The organism is Pseudomonas sp. B14-6 (assembly GCF_013260315.1).
Taxonomy (GTDB): domain Bacteria; phylum Pseudomonadota; class Gammaproteobacteria; order Pseudomonadales; family Pseudomonadaceae; genus Aquipseudomonas; species Aquipseudomonas mandelii.
In genome coordinates this window covers 4,147,116-4,167,124 of the sequence record NZ_CP053929.1, presented here as the reverse complement: position 1 = coordinate 4,167,124, position 20,009 = coordinate 4,147,116, and the positions used below count along the sequence as shown (strand labels likewise).

17 protein-coding genes and 2 pseudogenes are annotated in these 20,009 nt (G+C 60.5%); 8 read left to right on the top strand and 11 right to left on the bottom strand.

The genetic code is table 11. The features are described from left to right. Positions 1-55: 55 nt before the first annotated feature. The 3 genes from HP062_RS19140 to HP062_RS19130 form a co-directional block, all read right to left on the bottom strand. Positions 56-1,651 carry a GMC family oxidoreductase gene (locus tag HP062_RS19140; RefSeq protein ID WP_172791878.1) on the bottom strand — a complete coding sequence of 532 codons (1,596 nt, stop codon included), beginning with the start codon at positions 1,649-1,651 and terminating at the stop codon, positions 56-58. Between the two features lie 136 nt (positions 1,652-1,787). Further along, positions 1,788-2,333 (bottom strand): twin-arginine translocation pathway signal protein, encoded by a 546-nt coding sequence (locus HP062_RS19135; protein WP_145306707.1) that lies wholly within the window; start codon positions 2,331-2,333, stop codon positions 1,788-1,790. 27 nt (positions 2,334-2,360) lie between these two features. Further along, on the bottom strand, positions 2,361-3,791 hold the full coding sequence (locus HP062_RS19130) for a coniferyl aldehyde dehydrogenase (RefSeq protein ID WP_083375535.1): 1,431 nt from the start codon (positions 3,789-3,791) through the stop codon (positions 2,361-2,363). 147 nt (positions 3,792-3,938) lie between these two features. Here HP062_RS19130 and HP062_RS19125 point away from each other — a divergent pair, with 147 nt between their 5' ends. Together HP062_RS19125 and HP062_RS19120 are read left to right on the top strand one after the other, a co-directional pair. Next, a complete protein-coding gene (locus tag HP062_RS19125) occupies positions 3,939-4,610 on the top strand; it encodes a TetR/AcrR family transcriptional regulator (RefSeq protein ID WP_010466800.1) in 672 nt (223 codons plus the stop codon). A 33-nt stretch (positions 4,611-4,643) separates the two neighbouring features. Continuing rightward, positions 4,644-5,498: a sulfurtransferase gene (locus HP062_RS19120; protein ID WP_083375536.1), complete on the top strand. Its 855-nt coding sequence runs from the start codon at positions 4,644-4,646 to the stop codon at positions 5,496-5,498. A gap of 118 nt (positions 5,499-5,616) precedes the next feature. Here HP062_RS19120 and HP062_RS19115 read toward each other — a convergent pair whose 3' ends face one another. The 7 genes and pseudogenes from HP062_RS19115 to HP062_RS19080 all read right to left on the bottom strand — a co-directional run bounded on the left by HP062_RS19115 (position 5,617) and on the right by HP062_RS19080 (position 13,892). Then, positions 5,617-6,456, bottom strand: a complete 840-nt coding sequence (locus tag HP062_RS19115; protein WP_077747217.1) for an AraC family transcriptional regulator — start codon at positions 6,454-6,456, stop codon at positions 5,617-5,619. Between the two features lie 3 nt (positions 6,457-6,459). Beyond that, the gene (locus tag HP062_RS19110) at positions 6,460-7,458 is read right to left on the bottom strand and encodes a hydrolase (RefSeq protein WP_172791877.1); all 999 of its coding nucleotides are present in this window, start codon (positions 7,456-7,458) and stop codon (positions 6,460-6,462) included. A gap of 155 nt (positions 7,459-7,613) precedes the next feature. Further along, positions 7,614-8,960: pseudogene (locus tag HP062_RS19100) on the bottom strand (M16 family metallopeptidase); the annotation flags it as partial. Between the two features lie 33 nt (positions 8,961-8,993). Then, a pseudogene (locus HP062_RS19095) lies at positions 8,994-10,295 on the bottom strand (M16 family metallopeptidase); the annotation flags it as partial. 147 nt (positions 10,296-10,442) lie between these two features. After that, positions 10,443-11,054, bottom strand: a complete 612-nt coding sequence (gene rsmD / locus HP062_RS19090; RefSeq protein WP_010466805.1) for a 16S rRNA (guanine(966)-N(2))-methyltransferase RsmD — start codon at positions 11,052-11,054, stop codon at positions 10,443-10,445. After that, positions 11,054-12,544, bottom strand: a complete 1,491-nt coding sequence (locus tag HP062_RS19085) for a pitrilysin family protein (RefSeq protein ID WP_010466806.1) — start codon at positions 12,542-12,544, stop codon at positions 11,054-11,056. Before HP062_RS19085 ends, rsmD begins: the two co-directional genes overlap by 1 nt. Next, positions 12,537-13,892, bottom strand: a complete 1,356-nt coding sequence (locus HP062_RS19080; protein WP_154502074.1) for a pitrilysin family protein — start codon at positions 13,890-13,892, stop codon at positions 12,537-12,539. Before HP062_RS19080 ends, HP062_RS19085 begins: the two co-directional genes overlap by 8 nt. Before the next feature lie 342 nt (positions 13,893-14,234). Here HP062_RS19080 and ftsY point away from each other — a divergent pair, with 342 nt between their 5' ends. The 4 genes from ftsY (at position 14,235) to rpoH (ending at position 18,389) form a co-directional block, all read left to right on the top strand. Next, positions 14,235-15,734 carry a signal recognition particle-docking protein FtsY gene (gene ftsY / locus HP062_RS19075; RefSeq protein ID WP_172791876.1) on the top strand — a complete coding sequence of 500 codons (1,500 nt, stop codon included), beginning with the start codon at positions 14,235-14,237 and terminating at the stop codon, positions 15,732-15,734. After that, on the top strand, positions 15,731-16,402 hold the full coding sequence (gene ftsE, locus HP062_RS19070) for a cell division ATP-binding protein FtsE (protein ID WP_010466809.1): 672 nt from the start codon (positions 15,731-15,733) through the stop codon (positions 16,400-16,402). The genes ftsY and ftsE overlap by 4 nt, the downstream gene beginning before the upstream one ends. Then, on the top strand, positions 16,399-17,421 hold the full coding sequence (ftsX, locus tag HP062_RS19065) for a permease-like cell division protein FtsX (RefSeq protein WP_010466810.1): 1,023 nt from the start codon (positions 16,399-16,401) through the stop codon (positions 17,419-17,421). Before ftsE ends, ftsX begins: the two co-directional genes overlap by 4 nt. Positions 17,422-17,534: 113 nt before the next feature. Continuing rightward, a complete protein-coding gene (gene rpoH, locus HP062_RS19060; protein ID WP_007897890.1) occupies positions 17,535-18,389 on the top strand; it encodes an RNA polymerase sigma factor RpoH in 855 nt (284 codons plus the stop codon). 112 nt (positions 18,390-18,501) lie between these two features. Here the strand turns inward: rpoH and mtgA are convergent, their stop codons facing one another. Beyond that, positions 18,502-19,224 carry a monofunctional biosynthetic peptidoglycan transglycosylase gene (gene mtgA, locus HP062_RS19055; protein WP_042932499.1) on the bottom strand — a complete coding sequence of 241 codons (723 nt, stop codon included), beginning with the start codon at positions 19,222-19,224 and terminating at the stop codon, positions 18,502-18,504. Between the two features lie 74 nt (positions 19,225-19,298). On the opposite strand from mtgA, the gene HP062_RS19050 reads away from it, so the two are divergent. Then, positions 19,299-19,670, top strand: coding sequence for a DUF423 domain-containing protein (locus HP062_RS19050; protein WP_010466813.1), 372 nt, complete (start codon positions 19,299-19,301; stop codon positions 19,668-19,670). A 90-nt stretch (positions 19,671-19,760) separates the two neighbouring features. Continuing rightward, the gene (gene thiS, locus HP062_RS19045; protein WP_007897898.1) at positions 19,761-19,961 is read left to right on the top strand and encodes a sulfur carrier protein ThiS; all 201 of its coding nucleotides are present in this window, start codon (positions 19,761-19,763) and stop codon (positions 19,959-19,961) included. Positions 19,962-20,009 lie beyond the last annotated feature (48 nt).

Here is a 20,009-nt window from a genome sequence, read left to right as displayed (position 1 = left end):
CCAAGTCGCCTGTTGGGTAAGAAAGCACTATAGACGATTGGAATATTCTCCGTTTTCATGGGTTTTTCAAACGTTCGGCCAGCGAAGTCGCCAGTTGCGCCGTCAATCCGTAGACCGACAATTGCGGGTTTGCGCCAATGCTGGTGGGGAACAGCGAGCCATCGTGGATCGACAGATTGCTGATCTGGTGATGCCGGCCAAGGCTGTCGGTCACGGCGTTTTTCGGGTCTTCACCCATGGCACAACCGCCCATCACATGAGCGCTGCCCAGGCGGGTGCGATACAACTCAAGGCTCAAACCGTCGATCAACGTGCGCGCTTCGGCCAGGGTTTTCACGTAGCGCGCGTCGGCGTGCATCGGCATGACCGCGTTGGCGCCGCCGGCGAACTGGATCTCGGCCATGCTGTGAAAGGCCCGGCGCAAGCCGTCCCAGGCGTAGGGTGAAACTTGATAGTCGAGCACCGGCGTGTTGTCGCCGCGCAATTCGACACTGCCGCCGGGGCTGTCCGGGTGGAAACCGTCGCGCAACAACGCCAGCATCGCGTGGGTGTGGGGCAGATTTTCCATGTGCCCGGCGTTTTCCTTGCCAAAACTGCCGAGCAGGGTGGAGGCCAGCGCCGGGTGCAGTGGCGGCACCTCCAGTTTGTAGGACATCTTGCCGGTGGTGCCGTCCTGCCATTGGAAGTGGTCGGAATAGATCGACTGCGGCGCACCGTAGAACGGGTTGATCACCTCATCGAACAGCCCGGCGGACATGTTCACCAGGTGCAGGAATGTGCGTTTGCCCAACCGCTGGTGCGGATCGGGCGCCTCCGAGCGCAGGAGCAGCGCCGGGCTGTTGATCCCGCCGCCCGCCAGCACGTAATGCCGCGCCTTGACCGTGATCGTGCGTCCGGTAGGTGCGACGCAACGGTCGTCCATCGCCACACATTGCAGGCCCGTGACCTTGCCGTCCTTGATCGAGAGCGTTTCGGCGCGGGCCAGATACAGCAGCTCGCCGCCTTTTTCCAGGGTCGCGGGGATGGTCGTGACCATCATCGACTGCTTGGCGTTGGTCGGGCAGCCCATGCCGCAATAGCCAAGGTTCCAGCACCCGCGCACGTTGCGCGGGATCACATGCCAGGTGTAGCCGAGCTGCTCACAGCCTTTGCGGATCACGTCGTTGTTGGCGTTGGGCGGCACCATCCAGGGCGCAACGCCCAGGCGCTGTTCCATTTTCTCGAACCAAGGCGTCATCTCGGCCGGGCTGTGGCCTTTGACGTTGTGTTCCCTGGCCCAATGCTCAAGCGTCGGGTCGGGCGTGCGAAAGCTCGATGTCCAGTTGATCAGCGTAGTGCCGCCCACCGCGCGGCCCTGGAGGATGGTGATCGCGCCGTCCTTGCTCATGCGACCGATGCCTTCCTGATAGAGGCTGGTGTAGGCCTGGTCTTCGAGCATCTTGAAGTCGCTGCTGGTCTTGAGCGGACCTTCTTCGATCAGCAACACCTTGTAGCCGGCGGCGCTGAGAATTTCCGCGGTGGTCCCGCCGCCCGCGCCGCTGCCGATGATCGCCACGTCCGCGTCCAGGGTCAGGTCCTGGGTCAGTTGCGAGCCGTTGTAGGTTTTCCAGCCACGGGCCATGCCTTCGCGGAACGGGTCGGGTACGGGCATCTTCGGGTTCTCTAGTTGTTATGGTTTTGGATGCAGTGGTGTTCATGAGGATGCCTTCGCGGGCAAGCCTCGCTCCTACAGAACCGCGTAAGCCCTTGTAGGAGCGAGGCTTGCCCGCGAAGGGGTCGACCCAGTCTTAAACGGCAGGCGGCCCCGGGTACCCGCAATGCACCCACGATTCCGCGCGGCTGTACCACGCCATCATCACCAGTTGCAGCAACGAGCTGTGCCCCATGCGCAACAGGTTCAACGAGCTGTTTTCCCAGCGATCGAGAAAGTGCCGGATCTCATCGGCACTGGCGTTTTCCCAGCTGCCCCAGATCCCGGTCAGCGGCCCGCGGGTCACCGCCATCCCCAGCACGTCGAACAATTGCCGAGTGAGCTTGAGCATTTCCGGCGACAGGTGATTCAGGCCGTTATCCAGGGTTTTCAGGGTGCCATCGACGGCGGCCGGCATTTTTTCGGCGGCCACGGCGCCTTCGAGCATTACCGGGACCAATGCCCGCAGAAACAACAGATCGCCGCTGCGCAGGGTCGCGAAACCGCTGGCCGGAATGCTCGATGAACAGCCGCTGAGGCTCGCGCCCAATCCGGCCGTGGCCAGGAAAGCACTCGCACCGAGGCTGAATTTAAGCAGGCCGCGCCGCGACAGCGCGGGTGTATCGGACAGGCTTGGGCTCATTATTGTTATTACCCGACGGTGCGATTGTTAGCGGATAAACAGCTTCTGAATCAGTTTCTGAATGGATTTTCCATAAGGCGGGTAAATCAGCTTCGCCGCGTTGAAGCGCTGCTTGATCAGTACGCCTTTGGCCTTGCTGAAGGTCAGGAAACCTTCGTGGCCGTGGTAATGGCCCATGCCCGAAGCGCCGATACCACCGAACGGCATATCGTCCTGCGCCACGTGCAGCAAGGTGTCGTTGAGGCAAACACCGCCGGAATGGGTTTCGTGGAGTACACGATTTTGTTCGTGCTTGTCGTAGCCGAAGTAATACAGCGCCAGCGGACGAGGTCGTTGATTGATGTAGGCAAACGCCTGATCAAGCGTCTTGTACGGCACGATCGGCAGCAGCGGGCCGAAGATTTCATCCTGCATCACGGTCATGTCGTCGCTGACGTTGAGCAGCACGCTATGACCCATGCGCCGGCCCTGGCCCTGATCAAACAGCGGAATCAGCAGCGCGCCCTTGCTGGTGGCGTCGCTGACGTAGTTATTGAGTCGCGCCAGTTGCCGGTCATTGATGATTGCCGTGTAGTCCGGGTTGTCGGCCAGTGTCGGATAAAACCCGCGAACCGCGTGGCGATAGGCTTCGACGAAAGCGCCGATACGATCTTCCGGCACCAGCACGTAGTCCGGGGCCACGCAGGTTTGCCCGGCATTGAGCGTCTTGCCGAACGCGATGCGTTCGGCGGCGTCCTTGAGCGGCACGTCGAGGGACACAATGGCCGGGGACTTGCCACCCAGCTCAAGGGTCACCGGCGTCAGGTTCTCGGCTGCCGCGCGCATCACGTGCTTGCCGATGCTGGTGGCGCCGGTAAACAGCAGGTGATCGAAACGCAGTCGGGAGAACGCGACACCGATATCGGCTTCGCCCAGCACCACGCAGACCAGGTCTTGCGGGAAGATCCGGCCCAGCAGTTCCTTGAGCAGCAAGCCGGTGGCGGGGGTCGACTCACTGAGTTTGAGCATCACCCGATTGCCCGCCGACAACGCACCCACCAGCGGCCCGATAGCCAGATAAAGCGGGTAGTTCCACGGCACGATCACGCCGACCACGCCCAGCGGCTGGTAAACCACTTTCGCCGAAGCCGGCTGAAACGCGATACCGACCTTGCGCCGCGAGGCCTTCATCCAGCCTTTGAGGTGCTGACTGGCGTAGTGAATGCCGTGCAGGCTCGGCATCAGTTCGGCGAGCAGGGTTTCATCGGCGCTGCGGTGGCTGAAATCCTGGCTGATCGCATCGATCAAGGACTGGCGTTCGTTGCTCAGCAGATCACGCAGGGCTTTGAGCCATTGCTGGCGCTGGGCGGCCGGTGGCATCGGGTTGGCCGCATACGCCGCACGCTGCGCATCGAACAGGGCCTGAAGCTCGTCCAGCGGCTGTTGCAGGTTCTGCAGATAAGCGATGTCGGCGGTCATGATCGGCTCCGGTTTTTGTTGTAATGAGGCACTTTTTAGAGTCTAAGCTCTATAAAGTCAAATGGCATCCTGGCGCAGCATTGTTTTATCCACTCGCCGATAGGTCGTAAGATGCCTGCCAACGCACTCTGAATTAAAGCTCAAGCCATGGCCCCTCGGATCAAAACCAGCGAGCGCATCGTGCAGAACAGCCTGGAGCTGTTTAATCAACAGGGCGAGCGCAGCATCAGCACCAACCACATTGCTGCCCACATGGAGATTTCTCCGGGCAACCTGTACTACCACTTCCCCAACAAGCAGGCGATCATCGCCGTGCTGTTCAGTGAGTACGAAAGCCTGGTGGACAGCTTCCTGCGCCCGCCCCAGGGCCGAGCGTCCACGGTGGAAGACAAACGCTTCTACCTTCAGGAACTGCTGGCGGCGATGTGGCGCTATCGGTTTTTGCATCGCGATCTTGAGCATTTGCTAGACAGCGATCCCGAACTGGCTGCCCGTTATCGGCGTTTCTCCCAGCGCTGCCTGATCCATGGCACCCACATCTACGCCGCCTTCGTCGACGCCGGCATCCTCAAAATGGATAAAGTCCAGATCGAATCCCTGACGCTCAATGCCTGGATTATCCTGACGTCCTGGGTGCGTTTTCTGTGCACCACGCGGGAAAACTCCAATCACTTGAGTGAGCAGGCGATTAAACGTGGGGTGTATCAGGTGCTGGTGCTTGAGGCCGGTTTCGTCACGGAACAGTCTCGCGACGCGGTCAACGCGCTGTACGAAGAGTTTTACGTGCCACTGGCCCAGGCGCTGGAAGAAGTGCAGTAGGATTCAAGACCGACTTAATCACAGGAGCCCGTTATGCCCATTGCGCAACTGATCAGCCCGCAAGCGTTGGACCTGAAAAAGGATGCACCTGGGCTGGTGATTCTGGATTGTCGTTTTGCCCTCGAAGACCCGGATTACGGCCAGCGTAGTTATGCCGAAGGGCATATCGCCGGGTCGAGTTTTGCCGATCTTGAGCGTGATTTGAGCGGGACAGTGGTCAAGGGTGTGACCGGGCGCCATCCGTTGCCTGAACCTGAAGAGTTGATCGAGCGTCTGCAAGCCTGGGGCATCAACGCCGACAGCGAAGTGGTTTTGTACGATGACGGCCCCGGTGCCTACGCGGCGCGGGCCTGGTGGTTGCTGGTCTGGCTGGGCAAGCGTGACGGCGTGTTTATTCTCGATGGCGGGCTCAAGGCCTGGCACGCCGCCGGGTTGCCGCTGAGCCTGGATGCGTGCGACACCCCGCGCGGCACCTTTACCGGGACGCCGGACGACGCGCTGATCTTGAGCGCCGAACAGCTTCAAAAACGTCTCGGCCAACCCGCGCTGACCTTGCTTGATGCTCGCGCCTTGCCGCGTTTCAAGGGCGAAGTCGAACCGATCGACCCGGTTGCCGGGCACATCCCCGGTGCGCAATGCGCAGCCTTCACCGAGAACCTGGGCAGTGACGGACGTTTCCTGCCGGCCGATCAGCTCAAGCAGCGCTTTGCCGCGAAACTCGGCGATCGTGCGCCGACCGATCTGGTGGCGTATTGCGGATCCGGCGTGACGGCGTGCCATAACCTGTTCGCGCTGTGCCTGGCGGGTTATCCGTTGGGCTCGTTGTATGCCGGGTCGTGGAGCGAGTGGATCAACGATCCTGCGCACGGCATCGCCATCGGCGAATAACACTGATCCCCTGTAGGAGCGAGCCTGCTCGCGATAGCGGCGGGTCAGTCAACATCAGTGCTGACTGCCCGCCGCCATCGCGAGCAGGCTCGCTCCCACTTTTGGACCTGTGTCGAGCTCAACTTCCTGATAATTGCCGGGCGCTGCGATACGCCCCCGGCCCAACCCCGTAAACCTGCTTGAACTGCCGACTCAGATGACTCTGGTCGGCAAACCCCAATTGCATCGCGACCTCCAGCGGCAAACATCCGTTCTGTAACAGCGCCCTTGCCTGCGCGATGCGTTGCTGCATCAGCCAGGTATGCGGCGGCATGCCCGTGGCGCGGCGAAAGACCCGGGCGAAGTGGAACGGTGAAAGGTTGACCAGTGCCGCCAGTTCCTCCAGCGAAGGCGGCGCCGCCAATTGTGCATGCAGCACATCCTTGGCCAGCGTCACCGCCCGGTGCTCCTTGCCGGGTTTGCCGGCGATCGGCACGGCGGCGTGACGTTGTAGTAGCAACAGCATCATCTCGCGCCAGACCATTTGCTGTTGCAAGGCGGTGGACGGACTTTCCAGCAAGCGATGCAGTTGGCAGAACCCCTTCACCAGATCCGGGTCGCGATACAACGTCGCGCCAAACCCCGGCAGGTTGTTGGTCGGCAGCTCCAGTTCGTCCAGCAGCGAGAGAATCTGCCCGCTGTCCGGATAAAACGCCCGGTACAACCAGCCATCCTCCGTCCCTTTGTGGCCGGTGTGCAGTTCATCAGGATTGATCAACACCAGCGTGCCGCTGCCGGCCAGGTGCTCGGCGCCGCGATAGCGGTAGCGCTGGGCGCCGGCCATGATCATGCCGATCACATAACCGTCATGCACGTGGGGCGCGAAGCGATGTTCGATGTAGCGCGCGGACAATAACTCGACGCCGGCCAATGGCGCCGTTTGCCAGAATCGGATCGACTCGCCTTGGTCGGCATCCATGGCTTACCCGCGACCCACGGCGCTCAGCCACTGCGGAATGCGGCGTTCCAGGTAGTAACCTGGCTGGCGGAACGAGCCATCGACAAAACCGACATGCCCGCCCTTGGCTTGCAACTCGAATTGAGTGGAGGCGGACAGCTCCATCGCCTGCGGCAGACTATGGGGGAACACGAAGGGGTCGTCGGCCGCCTGAATGATCAGGGTCGGTGTGCGAATTTCTCCAAGGAAATACCGGCTCGAAGCGCGGCGATAGTAATCCTCGGCATCGACGAAACCGTTCAGCGGCGCCGTGACCCGGCCGTCGAAATCCCAGAAGGTGCGCATGTTCTCCAGCGAGCCCAGTGCCGCCAACGCCGCCAGTCCATCCTCGCGCCCGTCATGTTGAAACTGGCGCTGCTTGTTTTTGATGTAGGCCACCATCTCGCGCATGAAATGCGCCTGATAGACCTTCGAGAAACCTTGCCCGATGCGATCAGCGCATTGATCGAGACGAAACGGCACCGACACCGCCACCGCGCCTGACACGTCGCTGTCACTGCCGGTCTCGCCCAAATGCTTGAGCAAGACATTGCCGCCCAGGGAATAGCCGACCGCATACAGCGGTGCGAGAGGGCGCTTGGCCCGCAGGTGCCTGATGGCTTCGGCCAGGTCTTCACTGGCGCCGGAATGGTAGCTGCGTGGCAACAGATTCGGCTCGCCGGAGCAACCGCGCCAGTTCAGCGCGACGCTGGCCCAGCCCTGGGCAGCGAACGCCTTTTGCACACCGGCCACGTAGGGCGAATTCGAAGAGCCGGTCAGTCCGTGCAGCACCAGCACCAGCGGCGCATCGGCAGTGTGCGGGCCGTGCCAGTCCATATCGAGAAAGTCGCCATCCTCAAGCCACAAGCGTTCGCGCTCGCGTTCGATGTGCGTGGTTTTGCGCCACAGCGGTCCCCACAAGGTTTGCAGGTGCGGGTTGCCGAGGCCGAAGGCGGGGGTGAAGCGTTCTGACGGAAAGGACACGATTGCTCTCGATGCATCGGTGCGCAACCGGTGCGCACCTTTTTCAGGCCGGTCGGTTAACCGGCGATCTCTGCCATACGTTGCCACAACGCGTAATACACCTGCCCGGATTTCTGCTTTCCGATGCGGTGCAGGTTTCCTGACAGTTTGAGCGATTACCTGGAAGGTTTGCCAGTAGGCTCCGGCAATGGCTTTTGCGGGACGGTCGGTCCTGTGCTGATGATGACTAATTTGTCCATGCTCAGGTGTTTGTTCAATGCGCTTTTGACGTGCTCTACGGTTAGACGCTGGGACTGCTGCATGAAGTCGTCCAGGTGATTCAATGGCAGGTTATAAAAGCCGATGGACGCCAGTTTCGAGACGATTTGTGCGTTGCTGGCAGTGGACTGCGGGAAGCTGCCAGCCAACTCGCGCTTGGCATCATCAAGTTCTTTTTCGGTCGGGCCGGTTTTAAGGTAGTCGGCGAGCACGTCCTGTACCAGTTTCAGAGTGCCTTCGCTCATTTCGGAGCGGGTCTGCAACTTGATCATGAACGGACCGCGCGCCTGCATCGGGGTGAAGGTCGAAACCACGCCGTAAGTCAGGCCACGTTTCTCGCGCACTTCGCTCATCAGTCGAGTGCCAAAGCCGCCGCCAAGGATCTGATTGCCCATGGACAGTGCCGCGTAGTCTGGATTGTCACGGTCGATGCCCAGTTGCGCGAGCATCAGAATGGTCTGTTTCGATGGGAATTCGATGTGGCTGATGCTGGCGTTGGGTTCGATCGGTTGCGGGATTTTCGCCAGGGCCGGGCCTTGGGGCAGGGTAGCGGATACCTGCGCGGCAATGGCTTCAGCTTCGGCACGGGACAAGTCGCCCACCAACGCGATCACCACGTTGCCGGCCGCGTAGGCTTTTTCGTGGAACGCGCGCAGCTGTGTCGGGGTGACGGACTGAATGGCTTGCGCCATGCCATCGCTGGCGTGCGCGTAAGGATGATCGCCATACAGACGGTTCATCAACTCAAGGCTCGCCAGTTTGCTCGGGTCATGCTGCTTATCTACGAAAGCGGCGAGGGTCTGATTGCGAAGGCGGGCATACGAATCGCCAGGGAAGGTCGGCTTGCCTGCGACTTCGGCGAAGAGTGTCAATGCCGGATCGCGTTTATCCTTGGCGCTGAGGCAGCGCAGGGAGACCTGCGCCGTATCCAGACCAGTGCTGGGGGAATACTGTGCGCCCAGGCTTTCGAAATCTTGGGCAATAGCGTTGGCATCCCTGCCGGCAACACCTTCGTTGAGCATCAAGTTTGTCAGCATGGCCAGACCCGGAGTGCCTCCATCCTGGCTGCTGCCGGCTGCGAAGGTCAGGCGCATGTCGAACATCGGTAACCCTCGGGCTTCGGCGAACAACACTTTGGCGCCTTCGGCAGTATTCCAAGCCTGAATATCAAGCGTGCGGGGACTTGGCGCCTGACCGTCGAGCTCAGCCAGCGATTGCAGCCCTTGGTCGGAGTTTTCCTTGTCTGGTACTTTGCCGGCGCCGGACTTATCCCCATCCTCTTTATTCACCTCCATTGGCAGTACATGGGCGACGCTGAGCCGCTCGCGGGTGAAATACAGCTTGGCGGCTTTCTGGATGTCTTCTGGCGTTACGCTTTCCAGTTCGGCCAGTTCGGTGTCCATCAGTTTCCACGACAGGCCGAAGGTTTCCAGTCGACCGATAGCGGTGGCCTGGCGGGTGATTGAGTCGCGCTCGTAAACCAGCCCGGCGATGACCTGCGCGCGCACGCGTCCCAGTTCTTCAGTGGACGGCGCAGTGATTTTCAGCTGTTCGAGCAGCCTCCACAAACCGGCTTCGGCCTGGGCGATGGTTTTGTTTTTACGGCTGTTGGGTGTTGCCGACAGGAGGAACAGGCTGTCACCCCGGGTGTAAGCGCTATAACTCGACGAACCGTCGGACACCAGCTCTTCAACGCGTTGCAGTTGCATTGGGATGCGTGAGCTGTGGCCGTTGCCGAGCAGGGCCGAAATCATACGCAAGGCATTCACTGAGCGTTTGTCTTCGGCGGTGGCGATGCTTGGCACGTTGAAGGCCAGCATCAAGCTGGGCAGTGGGGTCTTCACGTGCAGAGTGATTTGGCGTTGGCCGGGCTTGGCCAGTTCCAGCGGTCTTTTCGCGGCCGGCACATCGCGTCTGGCGATCGCGCCGAAGTAGCGCTGGGCCTTGGCTTTGACTTCGTGCGGGGTCACGTCGCCGACAACCACCAGCGTGGCGTTGTTCGGCGCATACCAGGATTGATACCAGTGGCGCAGCTCTTCGATCTTCATCCGGTCGAGGTCCGCCATCCAGCCGATGGTCGGCGTGTGATAACCGCTGGACGGGTAGGCCATCGCTTTGAAGCGTTCGTAGGCATTGTCCATTGGTTTGTCATCAGTGGTCAGGCGACGTTCTTCTTTAATGACTTCAATCTCCCGGACGAACTCGTCGACCGGCAGGAGCAGATTGGCCATGCGGTCCGCTTCCAGTTCGAAGGCCACGCTCAGACGATCTCGAGCCAGCGTCTGGTAGTACGCGGTGGAGTCGCTGCTGGTGAAGGCGTTGAATTGGATACCGAGCTCGCGCAGGAGCGGCAAGATTTTGCCTGGGCCGACTTTTTTGCTGCCCATGAACATCATGTGTTCCAGAGCGTGGGACAAGCCGGTCTGACCCGGAGGCTCGTAGCTGGCGCCGACCCTGTACCAGACCTGGGAAGCTACCACCGGTGCCCGATGATCCTCGCGCACGATGACCTTGAGGCCATTGTCGAGTGTGAACTCGGTAGTTGAACTGGAAGTTGTCTCGTTAGCTGATGCTTTCATTCCGTTAACAGTCCTTTGCGTCCATGCGAGTTGTTTCGCAGGTTCACAGTGAACGAAAGGAAAAGAGCTAAGCAAACTGGTTATGTTGCTGTTTGAAAAAACGGGAGGGCACCCTGGACAGGCGGTTCACCTGTCCAGGTTACTCTTTTAAGAAGATATTTCAGTGCTTCGCTGCCACAACGAATAGTAGACGCGCCCGGATTTCTGCTCACGGTGCAGGCGCCAGTTGGCCGGCAGGCCGAGCGTCGAGGGTGCTGTTTCGCTTTCGGTGTACACCCACGCATCGTCCGCCAGCCATTGGCGCTCTTCCAGCAGCGTGCAAACGGCCGGCAACAGGTTCTGATTGAACGGTGGGTCGAGGAACACCACGTCGTAGGCGGTCGCGGTCTGGGTCTCCAGATAGCGCAAGGCATCGGCCGTCTGAATCTGGCCGGTGGTGCAGCGCAGGGTGCCCAGATGTTCCTTGATGCTTGAGACCGCGATGTTGCTGGCGTCCAGTGCCTGGCCCATCGCCGCGCCACGGGACAGCGCCTCAAGGAACAACGCGCCGCTGCCGGCGAATGGATCAAGTACCTTGGCGCCCGCGATGTAAGGCGCGAGCCAGTTGAACAGGGTTTCACGCACCCGGTCCGGGGTTGGGCGCAGGCCCGGGGCGTCGGGGAAGCTCAGCTTCCGGCTGCCCCATTCGCCGCCGATGATGCGCAATTGGTTCACGCCGTTGTGGACGTTGTGAACAGGTTTCTTAGGACGAGTGGCCATCAATGCTCCGGAACCCCGAGCGGCTGCTCGGCAGGTTTATCAGTTGGGGCCGGTAACGGCTTTTGCGGCACGGTCGGGCCAGCGCTGACGATGACCATTTTGTCCGTGCTCAAGTGTTTGTTCAGTGCGGCTTTGACCTGTTCGACAGTCAGGCTCTGCGACTCACGCATGAAGTCATTCAGATAACTCAGCGGCAGGTTGTAGAAACCCATGGCGCCGAGCTGGCCGACGATGTCGGCGTTGCTGGCCGTGGACAGCGGGAAGCTGCCGGCCAGTTCACGCTTGGCGTCGTCGAGTTCTTTCTGGGTCGGGCCGGTTTTAAGGTAGTCGGCGAGCACGTCCTGCACCAGTTTCAACGTGCCTTCACTCATCTCGGCGCGGGTTTGCAAGTTGATCATGAACGGGCCGCGTGCCTGCATCGGGGTGAAGCCCGAATAGACGCCGTAGGCCAGGCCACGTTTCTCGCGCACTTCACTCATCAATCGGGTGCCGAAACCACCGCCGCCGAGGATCTGGTTGCCCAGGGACAGTGCTGCGTAGTCCGGATCGTCACGGTCGATGCCCAGTTGCGCAAGCATCAGGTTGGTCTGCTTGGACGGGAACTCGATGTGGCCGATGCTGGCTTTCGGTTCTTCAGGCTGCGCAATTTTCGCCAGTGCCGGGCCTTTCGGCAACGCGCTGGAGACTTGCGCGGCAATCGCCTCGGCTTCGGCGCGGGACAAATCACCCACCAGCGCAATCACCACGTTGCCGGCTGCGTAGGCTTTCTCGTGGAACGCCTTGACTTGCGCCACGGTAATCGCCGGGACGGTTGTCGCCGTGCCGTCGCTGGAATGCGCGTAGGGGTGATCGCCGTACAAGCGGTTCATCAGCTCCAGGCTCGCCAGTTTGCCCGGGTTCTGCTTCTGGTATTCGAAACCGGCAAGCATCTGGTTCTTGATGCGCGCAAAGGAGTCGGCAGGGAAGGTTGGTTTGCCGACGACGTCGGAGAACAGTTTCAGCGCGGGTTCGCGCTTGTCTGCGGCACTGAGGCTGCGCAGGGAAGCCAGTGCCATGTCTTTAAAGGCGCCGTTTCCAAAGTCTGCGCCCAGGCCCTCGAAGCCTTGAGCGATGGCGCCGACATCTTTTCCGGCCACACCTTCGTTGAGCATCGCGTTGGTCAGCAGTGCCAGACCGGGCGCGTTGCCGTCCTGGCTGCTGCCGGCGGCGAAAATCAGGCGCAGGTCGAACATCGGCAGCTCGCGGGCTTCGACGAACATCACCTTGGCGCCCTCGGCGGTGTTCCAGGTCTGTACGTCGAGCGAACGGTGGCTCGGCGCCTTGCCGTCGAGTTCACTCAGCGATTGCAGCTTCTGGCTGGACTTGGCCTTGTCGAGGGCTTCGCTGGCCGTGGAGTCTTCGCTTTTCGACAAATAGAACGCAGCAGAGCCGATCAGGGCGACAGCGATCAGTCCGATCAGGACCAGACGGGATTTTTTACGCTCACTCATGAGTCGTCTCCAGTGGCAGTACATGGGCGACGCTGAGACGTTCGCGGGTGAAATACAGCTTGGCGGCTTTCTGGATGTCTTGCGGTGTCACGCTTTCCAGGTCGGCGAGTTCGGTGTCCATGAGTTTCCAGGACAGGCCGACGGTTTCCAATTGGCCGATGGAGGTGGCCTGACTGGTGATCGAATCACGCTCGTAGACCAGGCCGGCGATGACCTGGGCGCGGACGCGTTCCAGTTCTTCGGCGGACGGCGCAGTGGTTTTCAGCTGATCGAGCAGCTTCCACAGGCCCGCTTCGACCTGGTCCATGGTTTTCTTTTTCTGGGTGTTCGGCGTGGCCGACAGGGTAAACAGACTGTCGCCGCGAGTGTAAGCGTCGTAACTCGACGAACCACCGGACACCAGTTCTTCGCCGCGCTCCAGTTGCGTCGGGATGCGTCCGCTGTAGCCGCCGTCGAGCAGGGCCGAGATCAGGCGCAAGGCATTCACCGAGCGCTTGTCTTCGGCGGTGGCGATGCTCGGCACGTTGAAGCCCAGCATCAGGCTCGGCAACTGGGTCTGTACGTGAAGGGTGATCTGGCGTTCGCCAGGCTCGGCCAGTTCCAGCGGGATTTTCGCCGCTGGCACATCGCGTTTGGCGATCGGGCCGAAATAGCGCTGGGCCAGGGTTTTGACTTCGTCCGGGGTCACGTCGCCGACCACCACCAGCGTGGCGTTGTTCGGCACGTACCAGGATTGGTACCAGTGGCGCAGCTCTTCGACTTTCATGCGGTCCAGGTCAGCCATCCAGCCGATGGTCGGCGTGTGGTAACCGCTGGCCGGGAAAGCCATGGCCTTGAAGCGTTCGTAGGCCTTGGACATCGGTTTATCGTCGGTGCGCAGGCGACGTTCTTCCTTGATGACTTCGATCTCGCGGGCGAACTCGTCGGCCGGCAGGCGCAGGGTGGCCATGCGGTCGGCTTCCAGCTCGAAGGCCACGCCCAGGCGGTCGCGGGCCAGCACTTGGTAATACGCGGTGAAGTCATCGCTGGTGAACGCGTTCTCTTCGGCACCGAGGTCGCGCAGGATCAGCGACGCTTCGCCGGGGCCGACTTTCTCGCTGCCCTTGAACATCATGTGCTCGAGGGCGTGGGACAAACCGGTCTGGCCCGGCGTCTCGTAACTCGAGCCGACCTTGTACCAGACTTGGGAAACCACCACTGGCGCACGATGGTCTTCGCGCACAACGACCTTCAGGCCGTTATCCAGAGTGAATTCGTGGGTGGGTTGTGGATCGGCAGCCAGGGCCGAGAGGGGCAGACAAACTGTGCTGAGCAGCAGGCCTGCAGCGCGGCGGGCTAAAGCATTCATTCGTTTTTAAACCTGTTGAGCTGCCCGCTTGGCTTAGCGTCGGCGGGCGAGAGGGTGCTAGGATACTGGTCCGTTTTACTGGCGGCCACGTCTATCAGGCCTTTGATCGGCCGGACGGTTGCATGGGTTACCTGCGGAACCTTGGTTTTGTCAGCTAAACTCTGCGTTTTCGCAGACGATGCCGTACCAGTCCTTCGTGTTAGTCAACCTTTGAGGTGCTGTTTGCACCTCGACAAAATGTTGCGCGTGAACAAGCTGGGTCAATCGCAGTCTGTTCTGCATCGAATATTTATTTGCCGGGGCGCCCTTTGGCGCGTCGCTACCGTGAGATAGCCGTCCTCCATGTTTGGTTCCAACGACGACAAGAAGACCCCAGCTGCGGCTGGCGAGAAGAAAAGCCTGTTCGGATGGCTGCGCAAAAAGCCGCAGGAACCCGTCGTCGAACAGCCACAGCCAATTCCTGAGCCAACACCCGCGCCGGTAATAGAAGAAGCACCGGCGCCGGTTGTCTTGCCGATGGCCGAGCCGCTGCTGCAGCCGGTCGCCGAGGCTGAACCCGAAGTCATTGCCGAGCATCCTCTGGCACCCGCTCCAGAGCCGTGGCTGACGTTGCCAGTGGCGGAAGAGCCGGTGGCCTTGGTCGAGGATGAGCTGGCGCCGCATGTGACGCCGACGATTCCTGCACCGACCGCGTTTGCCTCCGAGCCCGTTCAGGTGCCGGTGGTTGAGCCGGTTGTCGCGCCGGTTATCGTGACTGAGCCGGAGCCGGTTGTTCCAGAGTCTGTGATTCCTGCGTTCGTCGCTCCTGTGGTTGAAGCACCTGCGCCTGCTCCTGTCATTGCTCCGGTAGTCGCCGCGCCCGCAGTTCCCGCTGAAGTCCCGGCCGAGCCGCCGCGTAGCGAAGAAACCAAAGCCGGTTTCTTCGCCCGCCTCAAGCAAGGCCTGTCCAAGACCAGCGCCAGCATTGGCGAAGGCATGGCCAGCCTGTTCCTGGGCAAGAAAATCATCGATGACGAACTGCTCGAAGACATCGAAACCCGTCTGCTGACCGCCGACGTCGGGGTCGAGGCGACCTCGGTCATCATCCAGCGCCTGACCCAAAAGGTTGCGCGCAAGGAGCTGGCCGATGCCTACGCGCTGTACAAATCCCTGCAGGCTGAACTCGCCGCGATGCTCAAGCCTGTCGAGCAGCCGCTGAAAATCACCTCGCAGAACAAGCCTTTCGTGATTCTGGTGGTCGGCGTCAACGGTGCCGGCAAAACCACCACCATTGGCAAACTGGCGAAGAAGCTGCAACTCGAAGGCAAGAAAGTCATGCTCGCGGCCGGTGATACCTTCCGCGCCGCCGCCGTTGAGCAATTGCAGGTCTGGGGCGAGCGCAACAAGATCCCGGTCATCGCCCAGCACACCGGTGCCGACTCCGCTTCGGTTATCTTCGACGCCGTACAGGCCGCCAAGGCCCGTGGCATTGATGTGCTGATCGCCGACACCGCCGGTCGCCTGCACACCAAAGACAATTTGATGGAAGAGCTGAAAAAGGTTCGCCGGGTTATCAGCAAACTCGACGCCGACGCGCCGCACGAAGTGCTCCTGGTGCTCGACGCCGGTACTGGCCAGAACGCAATCAGCCAAGCCAAGCAATTCAACCAGACCGTCGAACTGACCGGCCTGGCGCTGACCAAGCTCGACGGCACCGCCAAGGGCGGGGTGATTTTCGCCCTGGCCAAGCAATTTGGTTTGCCGATTCGCTACATCGGCGTCGGTGAAGGCATCGATGACTTGCGTACTTTTGAAGCAGAACCCTTTGTCCAGGCACTGTTTGCCGAGCGGGAGCGTTCATGATTCGTTTCGAACAGGTCGGTAAACGCTACCCGAACGGTCACGTCGGCTTGCATGAGCTGAGCTTTCGAGTCCGTCGGGGCGAATTCTTGTTTGTAACCGGCCATTCCGGCGCCGGTAAAAGCACCTTGTTGCGGCTGCTGCTGGCGATGGAGCGTCCGACCACCGGCAAATTGCTGCTGGCCGGCCAGGACCTCGCCACCATCAGCAATGCGCAGATTCCGTACTTGCGCCGGCAGATTGGCGTGGTGTTCCAGAACCACCAACTGCTATTTGATCGCACGGTGTTCAACAACGTCGCTCTGCCGTTACAGATTCTTGGGCTGTCCAAAGCCGAGATCGTCAAACGTGTGGATTCGGCGCTTGAGCGTGTCGCGCTGTCGGATAAAACCGATCTGTACCCCGGCGACCTGTCCACCGGGCAGCAACAGCGCGTCGGCATCGCTCGCGCCATCGTCCACCGTCCGGCCTTGCTGCTGGCGGACGAACCCACCGGTAACCTCGATCCGCGTCTGGCGGCCGAGATCATGGGCGTGTTCGAAGACATCAACCGCCTGGGCACCAGCGTGCTGATCGCCAGTCACGACCTGGCCTTGATCGCCCGCATGCGTCATCGGATGCTGACCCTGCAACGCGGCCGATTGATCGGCGACGGGGAGGCGGGCGTATGAGTGCGACACGCAGCCCCAAGGTTTCCGAGCGCGTGGCGCCGAAAGCCGCCGATCCGCAACCGCAGAAGAAAAAGCGCAACGATGACGACGGCCCGGATTTCGCCACGTTGTTTCGTGCCTGGGTTGAAAGCCATCGCGCCAGTCTGCTGGACAGCTTGCGTCGGTTGGGTAAACAGCCAATCGGCAGCTTTTTCACCTGCATGGTGATGGCGGTCGCCCTGAGCTTGCCGATGGGCCTGTCACTTTTGCTGAGTAACGTCGAGCGTCTCGGCGGTTCCTGGCAGCGAGCGGCGCAGATTTCCCTGTACCTGCAACTCGAGGCCAGCCCGGCTGAAGGCGAGTCGTTGCGCGAGCAGATCAAAGGCATGCCTGGCGTAGCCGATGCTGAATATATCGGCCGAGATCAGGCGCTGGAGGAGTTTCAGCAGCAGTCCGGACTGGGCGAGGCGCTTAAGGAACTGCCGGAAAACCCGCTGCCAGGCGTGGTGCTGGTGACCCCGAACGAAGTCGACAAGCCCGCGCTTGAAGCATTACGACAAAAACTTTCCGAGCTGCCCAAGGTACAACAGGCTCAACTTGATCTAGTCTGGGTCGAGCGTCTGGCAGCGATCCTCAAGCTGGGTGACCGTTTTGTCTTCGGTCTGACCGTGCTTCTGGTTTCTGCATTACTTTTGGTGATAGGCAATACCATTCGTCTTCATATTGAAAACCGCCGCACAGAGATAGAAGTGATTAAACTCGTCGGCGGCACGGACAGCTATGTGCGCAGGCCCTTTCTGTACATGGGTGCGCTTTATGGCTTCGGTGCGGGGATTCTTTCCTGGGGTGTATTGGCGTTTGGCCTTGATTGGCTGAACGACGCAGTTGTCGGGCTGGCCGGTTTGTATGGCAGTGATTTTGCGCTGGCCGGAGTGCCAGTTGCCGACGGTCTGTCTCTCTTGCTTGGCGCGGTGCTGTTGGGGTATATCGGTGCATGGATTGCAGTCGCACGCCACCTGAGGGAGCTTGCGCCTAAGTAGTATCATTTTGCTCGTATTGACCTTTCAGCGTTTATGGGAACTTGTCTTTCGGTTTCCGGTCAATTTTCGCAGTGCTGAACTGCACGAGTTATGTAAGTCGGAGGTTTTTTCGTATGACCAATTCTTTGCAACCTGCATATGCTCTGGTCCCGGGTGCGAACCTGGAGGCCTATGTGCACACCGTGAACAGCATTCCATTGCTGACTCCGGAGCAGGAGCGTGAACTGGCCGAGAGTCTCTATTATGAGCAGGATTTGGGGGCGGCTCGGCAGATGGTGCTCGCCCACCTGCGTTTTGTTGTACATATCGCCCGTAGCTATTCCGGCTACGGCCTGGCTCAGGCTGACCTGATCCAGGAAGGTAACGTCGGTCTGATGAAGGCGGTGAAGCGCTTCAACCCGGAAATGGGTGTGCGTCTGGTTTCGTTCGCAGTGCACTGGATCAAGGCGGAAATTCACGAGTTCATCCTGCGCAACTGGCGCATTGTGAAAGTCGCGACCACCAAGGCCCAGCGCAAGCTGTTCTTCAACCTGCGCAGCCAGAAGAAACGTCTGGCGTGGCTGAACAACGAGGAAGTCCACCGTGTGGCGGAAAGCCTCGGCGTAGAGCCGCGGGAAGTGCGCGAGATGGAAAGTCGCCTGACCGGCCATGACATGGCCTTCGACCCGGCCGCGGAAGCGGACGACGACAGCGCTTTCCAGTCGCCGGCCAACTACCTGGAAGACCACCGGTACGACCCGGCGCGTCAACTGGAAGATGCCGACTGGAGCGACAACTCCAATCACAACCTGCACGAAGCGCTCGAAGTGCTGGACGACCGCAGCCGTGACATCCTCTACCAACGTTGGTTGGCGGAAGAGAAAGCCACGCTGCATGACCTGGCGCAGAAGTACAACGTGTCGGCCGAGCGTATTCGTCAGCTTGAAAAGAGCGCGATGAACAAGCTCAAGTTGTCGATCGCCGCCTGACCTGCGAAGCGGCAATAAAAAACGCCCCGATCAGTGATGATCGGGGCGTTTTTGTGTATGCCTTCGCGGGCAAGCCTCGCTCCTACGGGTGATTTGCGTCGTCTCGGACTCGTTATTGGGACCAAGGTGCCCGGCGTGAATCATTGATGCCAACCAGATAGCTATCGCCACCCAACTGGCTCATCTGCTGCCGAATCCACCCGGCCCGACGCGCAACATAGTTGGTCGGATGGCTTGCACTCCACACCCGCGGGTTTGGCAGCACCGCCGCGAGCAAGCTCGATTGTTGGCGACTAAGACCTTTAGCGCTCACACCAAAGTGATGCCGGGCCGCCGCTTCCGCGCCAAACACCCCGTCATCCCACTCGACGCTGTTCAGGTACACCTCAAGAATCCGCTGCTTGGGCCAGAGCACCTCGATCAACCCGGTGAACCACGCCTCCAGGCCTTTACGCAGCCAACTGCGGCCGGACCACAAAAACAGATTCTTCGAGACTTGCTGGCTCAAAGTGCTGGCACCGCGAATCGAACCACCGAGCTCGTTATGGGCCAGGGCTTTCTGGATCGCACCAAAGTCAAAACCCCAGTGCTCCGGGAATTTCTGATCCTCGCCCGCGATCACGGCGACTTTCAGGTCGTCAGAGATTTCATCCCAGGGCTTCCAGGTGCGTTGCAAGTCAATGGGCTCGCCGTCGAACCAGGATTCGACCTTGCGCTCGACCATCAATGCCGTTCCCGGTGGCGGGACCACGCGAAAGATCAGTACCAGCAGCACGCTGCCGGCCGCGAACCAGAGCACGGCCTTGGTAAATCGTCTTAAAAATAAACGCAGCATAGAGATGACTTGGCCGAACCCGTTGAGCGGGCCATTATACAGACCCTGTGGATCGAGTCTGACTGGAGTTCTTCATGCTGCGTGGCTTTCTGATGCTGGCCGCTTTCTTCGGCTTCACCGGCGTTGCCCTTGGCGCGTTCGCCGCCCACGGCCTGAAAAACCGTCTGACTCCCGAGTACCTGGCGATTTTCCATACCGGCGTCACCTACCAACTGGTGCACACCCTGGCGTTGCTGGGTGTGGCGCTGCTGGCCACGCAGATTCCGGGACGCTTGATCACTTGGGCCGGCGCCTCGTTTGCCATCGGTATCCTGCTGTTTTCCGGCAGCCTGTACTTGCTGACCCTGACCGGCGTCAGCAAGCTGGGGATCGTCACCCCCTTCGGCGGCCTGGCATTCCTGGTCGGCTGGTTCTGCCTGGGGCTTGCCGCCTGGCGGTTGAGCTGACCGGGCAGTCCATTTCATGACGAATGGCTTGGGTCGCCAAGACTGATCGGGCTAGAATGCCAGCCCCTAAAAATGATGGCGGCATTCGGTATGCGCATTCAGTTGAACGGCGAATCCCTTGAACTGCCCGACGGTGAAACCGTTGCGGCCCTGCTGACCCGTCTGGAGCTGACCGGACGCCGGGTGGCGGTCGAACTCAATCTGGATATCGTCCCGCGCAGCCAGCATGCAGAAACCACGCTCAACGATGGCGATTCCGTCGAAGTGGTCCACGCCATCGGCGGCGGCTAGTCGCCCAGCCCGCAAGGGCACAGAATTCTGCAAGAACCTCACCCCTAC

Coding starts and splice junctions, on each gene's coding strand:
- HP062_RS19130 (WP_083375535.1), bottom strand. CDS start 3,791: ATGACCGCCGACATCGCTTATCTGCAGAACCTGCAACAGCCGCTGGAC.
- ftsE (WP_010466809.1), top strand. CDS start 15,731: ATGATTCGTTTCGAACAGGTCGGTAAACGCTACCCGAACGGTCACGTC.
- HP062_RS19085 (WP_010466806.1), bottom strand. CDS start 12,544: ATGAGTGAGCGTAAAAAATCCCGTCTGGTCCTGATCGGACTGATCGCT.
- HP062_RS19115 (WP_077747217.1), bottom strand. CDS start 6,456: ATGGATGCCGACCAAGGCGAGTCGATCCGATTCTGGCAAACGGCGCCA.
- mtgA (WP_042932499.1), bottom strand. CDS start 19,224: ATGCTGCGTTTATTTTTAAGACGATTTACCAAGGCCGTGCTCTGGTTC.
- HP062_RS19120 (WP_083375536.1), top strand. CDS start 4,644: ATGCCCATTGCGCAACTGATCAGCCCGCAAGCGTTGGACCTGAAAAAG.
- HP062_RS19135 (WP_145306707.1), bottom strand. CDS start 2,333: ATGAGCCCAAGCCTGTCCGATACACCCGCGCTGTCGCGGCGCGGCCTG.
- ftsY (WP_172791876.1), top strand. CDS start 14,235: ATGTTTGGTTCCAACGACGACAAGAAGACCCCAGCTGCGGCTGGCGAG.
- rsmD (WP_010466805.1), bottom strand. CDS start 11,054: ATGGCCACTCGTCCTAAGAAACCTGTTCACAACGTCCACAACGGCGTG.
- HP062_RS19080 (WP_154502074.1), bottom strand. CDS start 13,892: ATGAATGCTTTAGCCCGCCGCGCTGCAGGCCTGCTGCTCAGCACAGTT.
- thiS (WP_007897898.1), top strand. CDS start 19,761: ATGCGCATTCAGTTGAACGGCGAATCCCTTGAACTGCCCGACGGTGAA.
- ftsX (WP_010466810.1), top strand. CDS start 16,399: ATGAGTGCGACACGCAGCCCCAAGGTTTCCGAGCGCGTGGCGCCGAAA.
- HP062_RS19050 (WP_010466813.1), top strand. CDS start 19,299: ATGCTGCGTGGCTTTCTGATGCTGGCCGCTTTCTTCGGCTTCACCGGC.
- HP062_RS19140 (WP_172791878.1), bottom strand. CDS start 1,651: ATGCCCGTACCCGACCCGTTCCGCGAAGGCATGGCCCGTGGCTGGAAA.
- HP062_RS19125 (WP_010466800.1), top strand. CDS start 3,939: ATGGCCCCTCGGATCAAAACCAGCGAGCGCATCGTGCAGAACAGCCTG.
- rpoH (WP_007897890.1), top strand. CDS start 17,535: ATGACCAATTCTTTGCAACCTGCATATGCTCTGGTCCCGGGTGCGAAC.